Genomic DNA, 13953 nt, shown 5'->3' with positions numbered 1-13953 from the left:
TGATGGAGCAATGACATTGGAGTTTCTCAACGACATGGCGTTGTTCGTCGAAGTCGTGAAGGCGCGCAGTTTCCGCCGGGCGGCGGAGGCGATGGGGATGCCGAACTCGACGCTGTCGCGCCGGATAAGTGGCCTTGAAAAGGAAATCGGGCTAAGGCTTTTGCATCGCACCACGCGCAAAATCGAGCTGACCGAGGCGGGGCAGTTGTACTTCGATCGCTGCAAACGCATCGTCGACGAAGCACGGCTCGCGCACGAGCAGCTCGGCGAAATGCTTGCCCGACCCAGCGGTGTACTGCGGGCTTCACTCCCGGTGGATTTCGCCAATATCTACCTGGCGCCGCTGATTGCGGAGTTTTCCCGGTTGTATCCCGGTATCAGCTTCGAGCTTGATCTGACTCCGCGTCAGGTCGATCTGGTGAGTGAGCCGGTTGATGTGGTCATTCGCATGGGCGAGCCCGCGAGTTCGAATCTGATTGCCCGTAAGCTCGCCAGTTTGCGCCGCGGCCTATACGCCTCACCCCGTTATCTCGAACTGCACGGTGATCCGACTCATCCCTCGGACCTGACCCACCACGAATGCCTGCGTATGCGCGGCACGCGCGCCGACCGCTGGATACTCTCCAGCAGTGAAGGGGAAGGGGAAATGGAGGTTGAGGTTGGCGGTCGATTCGAACTCAACAGTGTTGGAATGATCCGACGTCTGGCGACGCTGGATCTGGGTATCGCGTTATTGGGGGAAGGTATCGTTGCGCAAGACCTCGCCGATGGCACACTGCGCAGAGTCTTGCCGCAGTGGCAGGCTTCACCCGTCTCGGTTTACGCCCTCACCGAAACGCGGCTGTTGCCGGCGAAAACCCAGCGGTTTATCGAGTTTCTGCGTGAGCGGCTTCAGGATGCGTAGCGTTCCGGGCTGTTCATGGAGTGGGCTCTTTCTCTAATCTTGTGCAAAATCACGGGTACAACGTACTCACCGCCTATTGATCGCATGTTAAGCACGTATTGTGAGTAATCGACCGCGCTAATGCAGTGCAACGAGAACCCATATGAAAACCCATTTTGAGATAAGTGATGTCTTTGAGCCCAAGTTCCAGCCACCCATCAGCAGCCGGCGGTAACAGCATGATTGAGGTCACCGAGGTTTCCATTGGCCAACTGCGTGCTGCGCTCGAATCGGGCCAGACGACGGCGGTTGAACTGGTCCAGGCCTATCTTGCCAGGATCGATGCCTACGACGGCCCCGACACGCCCACCGCCCTCAACGCGGTGGTGGTTCGCAACCCCGATGCGCTCAAGGAAGCTCAGGCGTCCGATGCCCGTCGGGCCAAGGGCGAATCGCTGGGGCCGCTCGATGGCATTCCCTATACGGCCAAGGACAGTTATCTGGTGAAGGGGCTTACCGCCGCTTCTGGAAGTCCCGCGTTTGCGAACCTGATCGCTTATCGCGATGCGTTCACCATCGAACGGCTTCGTGCCGCCGGCGCAATTTGCCTGGGCAAGACCAATATGCCGCCCATGGCCAACGGCGGTATGCAGCGCGGGGTGTATGGCCGGGCCGAGAGCCCGTACAACGCTGACTATCTCACCGCACCCTTCGCCTCGGGCTCATCGAACGGCGCCGGTACTGCAACCGCCGCCAGCTTCGCGGCATTCGGCCTCGCCGAAGAAACCTGGTCGAGCGGACGTGGCCCGGCGTCGAACAATGGTTTGTGTGCCTATACGCCTTCGCGCGGCGTGATCTCGGTGCGCGGGAACTGGCCGTTGACGCCGACCATGGACGTTGTCGTGCCGTTTGCCAGAACCATGGCCGACCTGCTCGAAGTGCTCGACGTGGTGGTGGCGGACGATCCCGACACACGAGGCGATCTGTGGCGGATGCAACCTTGGGTACCCATCCCGAGTGTCGCCTCGGTGCGTCCCGCTTCCTATGGGTCGCTTGCCGCGAATACTGATGCTCTCGCCGGAAAACGCTTCGGCGTTCCTCGTATGTACATCAACGCGGATCCCGAGGCGGGCACGAGCGATGCGCCTGGCATCGGCGGTCCGACGGGCCAGCGAATCAACACCCGTCCCTCGGTTATCGGGCTCTGGGAAGAGGCTCGCAAAGCACTCGAAACCTTTGGTGCCGAAGTGATCGAGGTCGATTTCCCGCTGGTCTCCAATTGCGAGGGCGATCGTCCCGGGGCACCGACGGTGTATAACCGCGGCCTGGTTTCCAAAGAGTTCCTTCACCATGAGTTGTGGGATCTGACGGCCTGGGCGTTCGACGATTTTCTGCAGGCCAACGGCGATCCAAAACTCAATCGCCTGGTCGATGTGAACGGGCCACTGATTTTTCCGCACGACCCGGGGACGCTGCCCAACCGTGAGGGCGACCTTGCCGCTGGCATGGATGAATATGTGCGGATGGCCGAGCGCGGCATCACCCCTTGGGACCAGATCACCACGGTGCCTGACGGATTACGCGGCCTTGAGCAGACGCGCCGAATCGATCTTGAGGACTGGATGGATCGGTTGGGGCTCGACGCAGTGATCTTCCCGACGGTGGCCGACGTTGGGCCGGCGAATGCCGATGTCGATCCGAAGTCTGCAGACATCGCATGGAGTAACGGTGTCTGGGTCGCCAACGGCAACCTCGCCATCCGCCATCTGGGTGTTCCCACAGTCACGGTGCCGATGGGCGTCATGGCGGACATCGGCATGCCCGTCGGGCTGACATTCGCCGGTCGTGCCTATGACGATTCGACGCTGCTGCGCCTGGCTTCGGCGTTTGAGTCGACGGGGATGAAGCGATTGATTCCGCCTCGAACCCCACCATTGTCCGGTGGCCAGAAATAGGAAGAGCAGGCCAGAGCAATCTGGCCGTACTCAACACCATTGCTCGCAAAAATAGTCTGCGGTCGATTCTGCCTGAGGCTGCTATGAGCCCGGTCTGGAGCTTTGCATGAAAGTTGGCGTGATCTCAGATACCCATGGCTTGCTGCGCGCCGAAGCCCTTGCTGCCCTGGAGGGTTGTGAATGGATCATTCACGCCGGCGACATCGGCAAGCTCGAAATCCTTGATCAACTGGCGTCAATTGCCCCGTTGCATGTAGTACGCGGGAACAATGATCTGGACGCCCCTTGGGCAGAAAATCTCGCCGACCGACTATGTTTCGACCTGAATGGATGGCAGACCTTGCTGGTACATGACATTGCCGATGTCCCAGCCGAGCTTGATGCAGGCATCAGGCTGGTGATCACCGGCCATTCGCATAAGCCACGCATGGAATGGCGCGGCGAACGGCTATACCTCAACCCGGGCAGCGCTGGCCGGCGGCGCTTCAAACTACCGGTGACGCTGGCTCTACTCGAGGTGCTTACGTGCTCGATTGAGCCGCGCCTGGTCTCGCTGCTGGAGTGACATTTCTTGGAGGGGCTTAAAGCACTGCCCAAGCCCAGACCGTCACCACGCCCGAACACTGCTGACTGAATTCTCTCGTTGCGATGCGCATTTCTTCGAGAGCCTGCGCGATGCCCGCCTGCCAGCAGGTACCTTGCGCCTGAGTGACTACGGCTCGGTCAAGGCACCGACCATCATGAGTCCGCTGCAGGAAGGTGGTACTTACCAACACTTCGAAACGCCCCTGATCGTTAACGGCGTGCTTATGGTCGGCTATTACAACCAGGCCCAAACCATCAAGAACGTCGGCAATTTTCTGTTCTGGGGTTTCGTAGCCGATGGCTTGCCGCAAGAGGTGGCCGCAAAGCTCAAGCCGCTGATCGTTGACAACGCACGCTTTGTCAGTCAGGGCAAAGCCATTACCCGCGCCGAAATTCGCCGCGTCGGTGACCCGATTGGTCAATGGCGCACCGAAGAACTGACCGGCCCCGGCGTCGCCACGCCGTTTGGTTTCATAGACCGAGTGCTGATCGTCGACACGGGCGATACGACACCGCCACTCGCGAGACACACCACCGTGTTCTGCTCGCTACAAGGCATCGTGACCGCGCCGCTGTTGCAGGTCTATCGCCCTGACCTCAACGCTCATCTGCTCGACTGACAAGGATGCTTATCATGAATACTCGCTGGCCCGCACTGATCGCCTGCTCCGTCATCCTCACAGGTTGTGCAGGGATGCAGAAATGATGCAGAAATGATGCAGAAATGATGCAGCCTCAGGCATTTTTTCAACGTTGGAATAGCGCCAGATCAGCGCCTCTCCGGCCGGGCAAATGTATTGGTTTTTTTGCCGCGTCACCGATGGCGAAGCCATGCTGGGAACCACATATCAGGCTCTCTATACTGGCCATCCCAGGATGGTAGTTAGAGCGCAAAATATGCCCGTCATACCCAATCAAAACTCCCCAGTCATTTTGGTCCTGGCTCAACAAAGCGACTTGGACAATCTTGTAGCCATTCGAATTGAGGCTATGCGCGAAAGTCTGGAGCGTGTTGGGCGATTTGATCCAGTGCGCGCGCGCGAGCGGTTTCTTGGTGGTTTTGAAGCCCACAACACACGCTACATCGAGGTATCTGGAGAGAGGGTTGGTTTTGTAGTGGTCAAGCATCACCACAATGAACTCTTGCTCGACCACTTGTATGTGAGACCGGGCGCGCAAGGATCAGGAATAGGCTCTGCTGTTCTCACTCAGATTTTCAAAGAGGCGGATGCAGCTGCGCTCCCTATTAAAGTTGGCGCTCTCAAAGAAAGCGCTTCGAATCGCTTTTATACCCGCCATGGCTTCCAATTCGTCGAAAGCAGTGAATTCGACAATTATTATGTTCGTCAGAGCGTTCCGCCGGTTGGCCCAGTTTACTAGTTGGATGTGATGCACCTCGACGTACGTTTTTACACACTCTGGGCCGTTACTTGCCCTGTGCCCGCGAGAGGTCGACTGGCTCACCGGCATTGCCCCTACAAGCCCTCAAACCTGAAATGGCTTTTAGATTTCTGTGCCTACCTCTCATCTCAAAAATCATCGACTTTTTGAAATCACACCACCCATGTACTGATTTAAATCGCGCAGATCTTTAATCCTCCATGAGTACGGCGATAGCTTTACACCATTCTCTCGCAAAGTTTTTGGAATCAAGTCTCCATTTGGACGAAGTATTATCGATGAGACAATTACGCCCGGATAATCATTTAATCGTTTTTTGAAAGCGGATGTTGTTAGGTCAGGTGTAGGAGGATTGCTTTTATTGGCCAATGGTCCTGTTGCTTTGAGATCTATTCCGTGGCACATGGCGCATCGCTGTAAATAGAGATTTTTTCCATTAACATTATCCGCGAAGGATAGTGATGTTTGAACTAGCGATAAAATTCCTAGCGAAACGATGAATAATGTTTTCATTGCTTTTATCTTCCTTGATGGGATCTGCGTCGACTGGGTGCGATTTTTTGCGCGGGAAAGATATCAGCCATCGTGTCGGCATACACAGTCATTTCTGATGCCCATTGAATCAACTCGTTTTCCAGACGCATCCCGGTGACCGCTACTGGCCGTTTTCTGCTCTGCGCGAAGTGCAGCAATAGCTCATGCTCAGACGTTGGGACGGTGAAAAATGATGCTGGTTGCGACGGCCGTTGCCGCAGGAACTTCAGGGTACTGGCCAGGTCCATAGCGGCCCGGCATCGGAATTGCCGAGCAGCGCTGTGGTCTTGTTTTACGGCCGTGCCATCCGAATTCAGTCGAGTCCGCCCCCTGATGCCAACCAAGAGTTTTCTGCCGGGTCTCATCCTGGTGTTCTGCGCCGTCGCGTCGCTTTGTTCGTTTGCTGCCGATCGAAGAGCGCCCGCGCAAAGCAACAGCGCATCAACGACCCTGATCGAAACCGCCTCGCGGCAGTATGAAAATGGCCAACTGGATCAGGCCGCCGCCACGCTGGAGCGTGCCCTGCATATCCAGCCGAACAATCCCGCGACGCTGCATTACCTCGGTGTGTTGCGTCTTCAGCAGGGGCAGTACCAGCAGGCTGAAACCTTGGCGGTGCGCTCGAACATGCGGGTGGGTCGCAACGTCGAGTTGCGCAACCGCAACTTCCAATTGATCCAGGCGGCGCAGCAGGCCCAGTCTTCGGGTACCCCACCCAAAGCCAAAGAGGACCTGGTCGCAGTGCAGACGGGGTTGGCAGAGGAGACCCAAAGGCGCCGCGAAGCGGAAATGGCGGTTGTTGAGCAATCCACTCAGAACACTGGGCGCGACGTTGACAACTTCACTCGCGCAGAGGCAAATCGGGATGCACCGACGGCTGGCAGAATCGGGCCCGAAGGACAATTGCAAAGGGTTAATGTCGAGCCAGAGCCTGCGTACGGTGAGGTTGAGATTCCTCGCGGCCACATGCCACCTCCGGGCAAATGCCGAATTTGGTTTCCTGATCGTCCGCCAGGGCATCAGCCTGCACCGGGCAAATGCAAGAAGCTGCGACATCGGGTTCCGTCAGGGGCCTACCTGGTGCACGGTTGAGTTTTGGGTGTGCAGCCAACCCTGAGCGCGTCAGCTCAGGGTTGAAAGCTGCTTGCTCTGCTATTGCAGCGGAACATACACATCAGTTTGCCATTGATCCTGCGGTGTCTCGGGATAGACGCTCAGGTAATGAAAGAACAGCGGCTGGTCACGAAGTTCTTCTCCACTGGCGGGAAGCCAATCGCGGTAAATCGGATAGATCGTTTCGCCGATGTGATCCGGTGACCCCGTGTGTCGCACCACGACGCAGCGACCGCCAGGAATGACGATCTCGTGCACGCCGAATTCATTCGGCGCCACGGCCTCGTGAATCTCGCCGCAAATGGCGAAGCGAAATGCTTGTGGAGATGTCGTATCGGGGTTGCCATAGGGAATGCCAAAGCTGCGACTCGATGCCACCGGCGACTGTCCGCTCTGCATACGCCACTCGATGAACTTGCGCACGCTCTCATTGACGAGCCCGGCTGGCCCGCAGTGCTCAAGCGTTGCTACCCTGACTTCAGGGAATTCCACGATTCGTACTTGCATGATGATAGTCCTGGAAAAGTGAGGGATTGCGAATACCGTATTCCAGACCTGCCAGTTCGGTTCCTTCCTGAACGCACTCGGCGTCATACCGAACGCCCGCCTGAACGCCCTGCAAAATGCCTCGGGACTTTCAAAGCCGGCACCGAGTGCGGCGTCCAGTACCGAGTGATCAGCGGGGGCGGCCAGGCGATGTGCCGCGCGTCGTAGCCGCATCAGTTGCACATAACGTGAGACGGGCACTCCTACGAACGCGGTGAATTGTCGATGGAAGTGAAACGCCGAAAAGTTCGCCACATGGCTCAACGTCTTCACCGACAGGTCACCTTCGAGATGGGCATCAATGTAGGCGAGTACGGCGTTGAAGCGTTTTGTGTAAGCGAGGTGGGTCGGCATGTCAGACACTGGGAGAAGGCTCCTGGAAGTACGGTCGGCAATAGAGTCGACTATAGCGGCGTGAACGCGCCTAGCCGCATTTGCTCAAGGCACGTTTTGGGTTGGCCAATGCGATTCTTCCAAATTGTGTAGGAGCACGATTACACAGCCAGAGCCGAAAGCAGACACCCGTTACCTCGCCTAAGCTGGAAAGGCACAAAAGGGTGAAGGCGTAGCCTCATCCGGCGTACTCACCTTCGCCACGCAAAGGAAGCGATGAATATTTTTGTGATGCTCCAGCCGTTGTTCGACATTCTGATATGGCTGCTACCCACTACGAGCATGTACAACGCCTGAAACAGCGAAACGATCCTTTCGCGAAACGCAGTTGCCCGCGTTGTGGAAGTGCTTTCGAAATTCGTATCCGTAAGACCGGCGATAGAGCAGGAGAGCGATTCTGGGGCTGCAGCGCCTACCCCAAATGTCGAGCGAAACAGGATTTGGATTAGTCCTCCAGGCACTTTGTCCTTTGAAGCCGCGAATGAAAGCAACTGACTGATCATCCGTTCCCCGGCAAAAGCGGCCTGGAACGAGAAAGCCTCGTTGTGCTTGAACGCCATGAGTACCTTGGGCTCGGTATCTGCCAGGCATCGAGAACAATCGCTATTGTCAGGGCCAGCGCAAATCAGTCCGCTGAACGGAGCCAAGGGCAGGCGCAACACCGTCTAATCTGAGTAATACGCGAGCACAAACATGCCTCACGCCTCTTGCTACAGGGGAAACGGGATGACCGGAACAACAGCGTGCCAATGCTCGTCATGGGGCCTACTCTCCCTGCTGGTCATCAACCTGGTGCTGACGGCGGGATGTGCAGGCAAAGCTGCCACGGCTCACTATTCGGCCTCAAACACAGGCTCAAACTGCTATGCAAAAGCGCTACCCACTTCCGGCGAGGGTGGCCTGGCTTGGGGCTCCACCTTGAACATGGCTCGCGAAAAATCCATGGCTAACTGCATACGCTATGCCGGCCGCTCCGGTGGCACGCCGAGTACCTGTGAAGTGGTGATGGCGGAGTGCAAAAATTAGAAAACGGCTCGTTAAATGGAACGAGCCGTTGTTGTGATGGTGCTTATCGGGGGACGTGCACGGACGTCAGACCGGATTCAAAGATGGTCCGCATCAATCACAGCCTTGGCGAATGCCTGCGGATCTTCCTGCGGCAGGTTGTGGCCAATGCCGCCGCTGATCAGCCGGAACTCATATTTGCCGGTGAAGCGCTTGGCGTAATCCTCGGGGGCAGGGTGCGGCGCGCCGTTGGCGTCGCCTTCAAGGGTGATGGTCGGCACGCTAATGGAAGGCGCCGTAGCCAGTTTCTGCTCTAGCGCTTCGTATTGGCTTTCACCTTGAACCAGCCCCAGGCGCCAGCGGTAGTTGAATACGGTGATGTCGACGTGGTCGGGGTTCTCCAGAGCCTTGGCGCTGCGGTCGAAAGTGGCGTCATCGAACGCCCATTTCGGCGACGCCAGTTGCCATATCAGCTTGGCAAAGTCGTGGGTATTTTTCTCGTACCCGGAGCGACCGCGGTCGGTGGCGAAGTAAAACTGATACCACCATTGCAACTCGGCCTTGGGTGGCAGCGGGTTCTTGCCGGCCGCCTGGTTGCCGATCAGATAGCCGCTGACCGAGACCAGCGCCTTGACCCGTTCTGGCCACAACGCCGAGACGATGTCGGCCGAACGCGCGCCCCAGTCATAGCCACCGAGCACGGCCTGTTTGATCTTCAGCGCATCCATAAAATCGATGACGTCACTAGCCAGCGCGGCTGGTTGACCATTGCGAACAGTTTTCCCGGACAGAAAATGCGTATCACCGTAGCCACGCGCATACGGCATCAGCACTCGATAGCCCTGTGCTGCAAGCAATGGCGCGACCTCGTCATAGCTGTGAATGTCGTACGGCCAGCCGTGCAGAAGAATGACTACCGGCCCATCGGCCGGGCCTGTTTCGGCGTAGGCCACGTTCAACAGCCCGGCACTGACATGCTTCAGCGGGCCGAACGGGGAGGGTGCCGCATGAGTGGCGCCGGCACTGATCGCGTCTGGCGGCACAGCTGCGCTCGTTTGTGCGTGGGCCGCACCGAGAGCGCTGAACAGGGTGAACGCGAGGATCGACGAGCCGACCAGACGGCGGCGAGTTGTGCCGGTTTTGTTCTGCAGTGCCATCTTCATGGTGATGTCTCCGTTGCAAGCCGTTGGCCAGGGGGGCTGGCTGATCCCCTTCAAACCTGGCTGCATTTGAGCGCGGCGACGTATCTGGTTTGTGTCGAATCGGATGCCAGATGAAAACTTATGTACCGGGATGTCATCCAGACACACTGCGATACACCGCGCCAACGAGCTATCCCGCCATTTAGGGTGTTTACTTCTAGTCAGGCCCTGTATGCACAGAGAGGAAAGCACCATGAGCAACGAACAGGTGGCACCTGACACGAAAGGTGTTGCGGTGAAGTTACTTGCAACGGTTGACCTTGGACCTGAGATCGAGGGCATGGCAGGGCGCCAACTTAGAATGCGTATGGTGACCATCGAGCCTGGAGGCGTCTTCGGGCCGACTCACAACCATAAAGACAGGCCAGGCACCGTCTACATACTGCAAGGAACGATCACTGACCATCGAAATGGAGTCGCCACGGACTATGGGCCTGGAGTGGGCTGGCCCGAGGACAGGAACACCACACACTGGCTTGAGAACAGAGGAACGGTTCCGGCGGTGGAGATCTCGGTTGATATTGTCAGGCATGAGTAGGCTCAGACCCGATATCAAACATGATCGGGCCTGACACGTGGCTCAGCCGGAAACGACGCCGACGGAAGGACGGATCGACTCAGTCTTGAGCCGATCTATCAATGTCGGTTAGAAGTGCCAATGTTCAGCGTGAACGACACGACAGAATGGGCCCGCCAGGGTTGCATTGTGATGAGCGACGATATTTTCGGCCTTCAAGGCAGGGGTGTCGGTGCAGGTATGACCATCGGCGATCAACACTGCATCGAACCCAAGATCTCGTGCGGCGCGGCAGGTGCTGTCGACACAATACTGGGTCTTCATTCCGGCAATAACCACGCCTTGAGATCCACACGCTTTTAGCCGATCGGCCAGGTCAGTCATGGCGAAAGCGCTGGGTCGGATTTTTTCGAAGATCACTTCGTCTCCTTGTAGCCGCAGTTCCTGCACCAGTTGCGTCAACGGGCTTGCAGGTTCGATAGGCGAGCCCGGGGGACCTACGTGGCGAGCAAGAAAAACTGGCGCGCCTGCTTTCCGGGCTTTGCTCAACAGGCTATTCAAGGTGTCTAGCAACGCGTCGCCAGCCCATGGCTTATCCGGGCCATGAAACAATCCAACCTGCATATCGAGAATCAACAGTGCATACATGGTGCTTTTCCTTGCGTTTGGACCAGCGACGCAAGGGCAAAAGAAAAGGCCCTATCCATCACTGGCGGGCCTTTTGAAGTTCGTGCGTTATTGGCTCACGGCACCTCTCACGACCCGCCTCGGGCGGTCGTGGTAGTGGTGGTCGAGGCAATGCGTGGCTGATTCATAGAGCTGACAGTATCTGCACGGTACCTGGTTGGCAAGGGGGCGCATCCGTGCGCCAAACGACCTGTTTTAGCGCTTGATCAGGGAAATCTTGGTTCCTTCGATGCTGATCCCGGCCATTAACCCCTGCTGGTCGAAAATGAACGCGTAGGCATCGTGCTTCACTGTCGTGCTGGACAGATTCTTCGCCACCCCTTCATCAACCATTACAACGGTAGGGCCTACGCCGATTTCCCAACCCTTGGTTTTACGCACATAGTCCACGGCTTTGTCGGTCATCAGGAAAACCGCATAGCCATACGACTGGGCGCCTGCTTGCAGCCCCCAGGACCCGGTTACGGAGTTGTAATAATTCTCTACTGTCTTGCCCTTAAACAACACGCCTTCACCATAGCTGCCGCCAAACACAAGGCCCGCCTTGATGATTTTCGGGAAGACAAGAATCGCTTTGGCGTTGTGCGAAATGCTTTCGGCAGATGGCGTGGACTTGTAGAGAGTTTGTAACGCTTGCCGAGAGTCGACATTCAGATCCTCGGCGGTTGCCGCACCTGCAGTGTTCAGGAAGCTGGCCGATGCCAGCGAAGCTGTCGCAAGGACAATCGATAGGAAGAACCGCATTGACTGAGTCATTTTAGTACTCCGATACGGGAGCATTGGATGTGAGGCAGTCAGCACCTGCCCTCGGCAGAAATCCGAGCCTGCTGAAATTATCCAGCGCACCCTAAAGTGTGTGAGCTACTGGCTTCGCCCTTGAATGAAGCAGGCCAGAGGCCTTTGATCATTGGCGATGTCATCACTTGCTTTGACCTCTGTGTATTGGCCGGGTTCGTCGTCAGAGGCTGGGATGGCCGAAACAAAAGCTGCGGCATGAAGATAGACGCCTTTTGATTAGCGATGGCATTGGGAGCAATTTTTACTTTTATTGTGCACGAAGTGGCGGTAAAGATTTAACCAAATCGGCCGAGACAGACTAAACAACAAATCGCCATTAATCCGTGTGATTCGGCTATTTGTCCCTCACTTCCTCGGATGGTGATCATCATAATGAAAATAAAAAACAAGCTCGTCCTTGCCTTCGTATTGGTCGCCTTCATTCCGGTGAGCCTGGTGGCTGTGATATCGGTGCTGAATATACGGGCTCAAGCGGTCGATCAGTTTCTCGATGGCAGCACCCGTGAAATACGTCAGATCGACGGCAATATGCGGCAGTTTTTCGACGGCACGCAGCAAAACGTCGATCAAATGGCCACTGATCCTGTATACACATCTGTTTCAAGTCTCAAGCACTATCAGGCCGCCGATGCTGCCAGCCAGCCTCTGCCACCGGCCGCCCGGCATGTCATCGATGCGTTCGCGCGTTATGGCGCGATGCATCCGGCCGCCGCAATCCTTTCCATCGGCCTGGAAGATGGCAGCTACGCCAAATGGCCGGACGACCCGCAGCTGGCGAACTACGACCCGCGTTTGCGCCCCTGGTACAAAGCCGCCATGGCCAGCCCCGGCAAAACGGTGCGAACCCCCGCTTACTACTATGACAAGGACGCTGTGGCGCTGGTCGGTAGCGCCAGGGCATTGCTCGACGACGCTGGTAATGCCAAGGGTGTATTGGTCGTGAGCGTTTCGCTGAAAAACCTCACCGAACTGGTCAAGAGCATCAAGCTCGGTGAAAGCGGCTACGTGATGCTGATCGAGGACGGCACCGTGCTGGTCGACCCGCGTGAAGCCGGGCACAGCTTCAAGCAGCTCAAGGACCTGGGCGAGCCATATGCCAAATTGGCTGCCACCACGCAGGGTTCCACCGAGGTGCAAATCAACGGGGTCAGGTACATGGCCAATATCTGGACATCGCCCGGCCTTGGCTGGCGCTACGTCGGTTTGATCGAGTATGGCGAAGTCATGGGCGCGGCCACTCGCATGACCTACCTGACGACGGTGATCGTGGCTGTGCTGGTGCTGCTCTTTGCGCTGCTCGCCGCCGCGTTCGCCAAGGTGATCGTCAAGCCTATCGGCCAGGTCAGCACGGGGTTGCAATCGATTGCCGAGGGCGAGGGCGATCTGCGCCGCGATCTCGAAGTGCAGGGCAAGGACGAAACCGCAGAGCTGGCAGGCTGGTTCAACAAGTTTCTCGCCGCGATCCGCCAGTTGATACAACGCATCGGCGCCGCATCGACCAACCTGCAGGATGCCTCACGCGTCAACAGCGAGGTGGCCAACAACATGAACCAGGCGGCCGGTCGTCAGCGTGAAGCGGTGGAGTTGGTGTCCACTGCATTCAACGAAATGGTCGCTACCGCCAACGAAGTGGCCCGTTCGTGTAGCACCGCAGCCGACTCCGCCGAGAACGGACACCACCGTGTGGCCGAAGGCAAACAGCAGATCGAGTTGACCACCCAGAACGTCAACCGCCTGGGTCGTCGCTTGACCGAGTCTTCCCAGGCCATGGTGGAACTGGAAGAAGGCAGCCGCAGCATCAACCAGATTCTGGGCACCATCCGCGCCATCGCCGAGCAGACCAATCTGCTGGCGCTGAACGCAGCGATCGAAGCTGCCAGGGCGGGTGACCAGGGCCGGGGTTTTGCCGTGGTCGCGGATGAGGTCAGGGCCTTGGCCAAGCGCACGTCCGACTCCACCGGGGAAATCGACCAGTTGCTCAACACGCTCGGCAACAAGACCCAGGAAGTTTCGCAGAAGATGGAAAGTTGCCTGGACCTGTCGCGTGCCAGTGTGTCCTCGATCGAGAGCGCACGTGACAGCTTTGAAGGCATCCAGTTGTCGGTCAATGAAATCAGGGATCAGAACCTGCAGATATCGGCGGCGGCGGAAGAGCAGCACAGCGTGGCCGAAGAGATCAATCGGCATATCCAGCAGATCTACGACGAGGCGCGATTGGTCGAAAGCCTGGCCAACTCTGCGCAAGAAGACTCGGGCCGGCTTTCGCACCTCTCGAATGAACTGAACGGGCTGGTGGGGCGCTTCAAGTCGTAGAGGCAGGCCGATAGCTGCCTG

Annotated in this window: 14 protein-coding genes and 2 pseudogenes; 11 read left to right on the top strand and 5 right to left on the bottom strand. The window is 57.4% G+C overall.

The features are described 5' to 3' along the window. The first annotated feature begins 16 nt into the window (after positions 1 to 16). The 5 genes from PMI30_RS25510 (at position 17) to PMI30_RS30295 (ending at position 4803) form a co-directional block, all read left to right on the top strand. Entirely contained in the window at positions 17 to 904 is an 888-nt protein-coding gene (locus PMI30_RS25510) for a LysR family transcriptional regulator (RefSeq protein ID WP_008006258.1), read from the top strand. 218 nt (positions 905 to 1122) lie between these two features. Then, positions 1123 to 2838: an amidase gene (locus PMI30_RS25515; protein WP_032834868.1), complete on the top strand. Its 1716-nt coding sequence runs from the start codon at positions 1123 to 1125 to the stop codon at positions 2836 to 2838. A 106-nt stretch (positions 2839 to 2944) separates the two neighbouring features. After that, on the top strand, positions 2945 to 3403 hold the full coding sequence (locus PMI30_RS25520; protein ID WP_008006253.1) for a metallophosphoesterase family protein: 459 nt from the start codon (positions 2945 to 2947) through the stop codon (positions 3401 to 3403). Positions 3404 to 3536: 133 nt separating this feature from the next. Beyond that, the gene (locus PMI30_RS0129425) at positions 3537 to 4043 is read left to right on the top strand and encodes a hypothetical protein (RefSeq protein ID WP_008006251.1); all 507 of its coding nucleotides are present in this window, start codon (positions 3537 to 3539) and stop codon (positions 4041 to 4043) included. Positions 4044 to 4320: 277 nt separating this feature from the next. Further along, complete coding sequence (locus PMI30_RS30295; RefSeq protein WP_081501234.1) at positions 4321 to 4803, top strand: GNAT family N-acetyltransferase; 483 nt, start codon at positions 4321 to 4323, stop codon at positions 4801 to 4803. Positions 4804 to 4959: 156 nt separating this feature from the next. Here PMI30_RS30295 and PMI30_RS30290 read toward each other — a convergent pair whose 3' ends face one another. Then, positions 4960 to 5337 (bottom strand): c-type cytochrome, encoded by a 378-nt coding sequence (locus PMI30_RS30290; protein WP_081501233.1) that lies wholly within the window; start codon positions 5335 to 5337, stop codon positions 4960 to 4962. A gap of 354 nt (positions 5338 to 5691) precedes the next feature. Between PMI30_RS30290 and PMI30_RS0129415 the strand changes: the two genes are divergently transcribed. After that, on the top strand, positions 5692 to 6450 hold the full coding sequence (locus PMI30_RS0129415; protein ID WP_032834865.1) for a tetratricopeptide repeat protein: 759 nt from the start codon (positions 5692 to 5694) through the stop codon (positions 6448 to 6450). Positions 6451 to 6510: 60 nt separating this feature from the next. Here PMI30_RS0129415 and PMI30_RS25530 read toward each other — a convergent pair whose 3' ends face one another. Beyond that, positions 6511 to 7380, bottom strand: coding sequence for an AraC family transcriptional regulator (locus PMI30_RS25530; RefSeq protein ID WP_008006243.1), 870 nt, complete (start codon positions 7378 to 7380; stop codon positions 6511 to 6513). A gap of 293 nt (positions 7381 to 7673) precedes the next feature. Between PMI30_RS25530 and PMI30_RS30285 the strand changes: the two are divergent. Together PMI30_RS30285 and PMI30_RS31650 are read left to right on the top strand one after the other, a co-directional pair. Beyond that, positions 7674 to 7859, top strand: a pseudogene (locus tag PMI30_RS30285) (topoisomerase DNA-binding C4 zinc finger domain-containing protein); the annotation flags it as partial. Between the two features lie 277 nt (positions 7860 to 8136). After that, a complete protein-coding gene (locus PMI30_RS31650) occupies positions 8137 to 8436 on the top strand; it encodes a hypothetical protein (protein WP_081501232.1) in 300 nt (99 codons plus the stop codon). A gap of 77 nt (positions 8437 to 8513) precedes the next feature. Here the strand turns inward: PMI30_RS31650 and PMI30_RS25540 are convergent, their stop codons facing one another. Then, positions 8514 to 9578, bottom strand: a complete 1065-nt coding sequence (locus PMI30_RS25540; RefSeq protein ID WP_008006238.1) for an alpha/beta fold hydrolase — start codon at positions 9576 to 9578, stop codon at positions 8514 to 8516. A gap of 232 nt (positions 9579 to 9810) precedes the next feature. Here PMI30_RS25540 and PMI30_RS25545 point away from each other — a divergent pair, with 232 nt between their 5' ends. Continuing rightward, positions 9811 to 10155: a cupin domain-containing protein gene (locus tag PMI30_RS25545; RefSeq protein WP_008006236.1), complete on the top strand. Its 345-nt coding sequence runs from the start codon at positions 9811 to 9813 to the stop codon at positions 10153 to 10155. 108 nt (positions 10156 to 10263) lie between these two features. On the opposite strand, the gene PMI30_RS25550 is transcribed toward PMI30_RS25545, so the two are convergent. Both PMI30_RS25550 and PMI30_RS25555 read right to left on the bottom strand, forming a co-directional pair. Next, positions 10264 to 10782, bottom strand: coding sequence for a cysteine hydrolase family protein (locus PMI30_RS25550; RefSeq protein WP_008006234.1), 519 nt, complete (start codon positions 10780 to 10782; stop codon positions 10264 to 10266). Between the two features lie 234 nt (positions 10783 to 11016). Continuing rightward, positions 11017 to 11577, bottom strand: coding sequence for a YSC84-related protein (locus tag PMI30_RS25555; protein ID WP_008006232.1), 561 nt, complete (start codon positions 11575 to 11577; stop codon positions 11017 to 11019). A 399-nt stretch (positions 11578 to 11976) separates the two neighbouring features. Here PMI30_RS25555 and PMI30_RS32045 point away from each other — a divergent pair. Beyond that, positions 11977 to 13077, top strand: a pseudogene (locus tag PMI30_RS32045) (HAMP domain-containing protein); the annotation flags it as partial. An 87-nt stretch (positions 13078 to 13164) separates the two neighbouring features. Beyond that, positions 13165 to 13932: a methyl-accepting chemotaxis protein gene (locus PMI30_RS32040; RefSeq protein ID WP_443216279.1), complete on the top strand. Its 768-nt coding sequence runs from the start codon at positions 13165 to 13167 to the stop codon at positions 13930 to 13932. The last annotated feature ends 21 nt before the right edge of the window (positions 13933 to 13953 follow it).

Source organism: Pseudomonas sp. GM50 (genome assembly GCF_000282375.1).
Taxonomy (GTDB): Bacteria; Pseudomonadota; Gammaproteobacteria; order Pseudomonadales; family Pseudomonadaceae; genus Aquipseudomonas.
Note: the sequence above shows the minus strand (reverse complement) of the source record. Positions and strands in the feature narration are given on the sequence as shown.

Coding starts and splice junctions, on each gene's coding strand:
- PMI30_RS25515 (WP_032834868.1), top strand. CDS start 1,123: ATGATTGAGGTCACCGAGGTTTCCATTGGCCAACTGCGTGCTGCGCTC.
- PMI30_RS25520 (WP_008006253.1), top strand. CDS start 2,945: ATGAAAGTTGGCGTGATCTCAGATACCCATGGCTTGCTGCGCGCCGAA.
- PMI30_RS30295 (WP_081501234.1), top strand. CDS start 4,321: ATGCCCGTCATACCCAATCAAAACTCCCCAGTCATTTTGGTCCTGGCT.
- PMI30_RS30290 (WP_081501233.1), bottom strand. CDS start 5,337: ATGAAAACATTATTCATCGTTTCGCTAGGAATTTTATCGCTAGTTCAA.
- PMI30_RS0129415 (WP_032834865.1), top strand. CDS start 5,692: ATGCCAACCAAGAGTTTTCTGCCGGGTCTCATCCTGGTGTTCTGCGCC.
- PMI30_RS31650 (WP_081501232.1), top strand. CDS start 8,137: ATGACCGGAACAACAGCGTGCCAATGCTCGTCATGGGGCCTACTCTCC.
- PMI30_RS25540 (WP_008006238.1), bottom strand. CDS start 9,578: ATGAAGATGGCACTGCAGAACAAAACCGGCACAACTCGCCGCCGTCTG.
- PMI30_RS25545 (WP_008006236.1), top strand. CDS start 9,811: ATGAGCAACGAACAGGTGGCACCTGACACGAAAGGTGTTGCGGTGAAG.
- PMI30_RS25550 (WP_008006234.1), bottom strand. CDS start 10,782: ATGTATGCACTGTTGATTCTCGATATGCAGGTTGGATTGTTTCATGGC.
- PMI30_RS25555 (WP_008006232.1), bottom strand. CDS start 11,577: ATGACTCAGTCAATGCGGTTCTTCCTATCGATTGTCCTTGCGACAGCT.
- PMI30_RS32040 (WP_443216279.1), top strand. CDS start 13,165: ATGAACCAGGCGGCCGGTCGTCAGCGTGAAGCGGTGGAGTTGGTGTCC.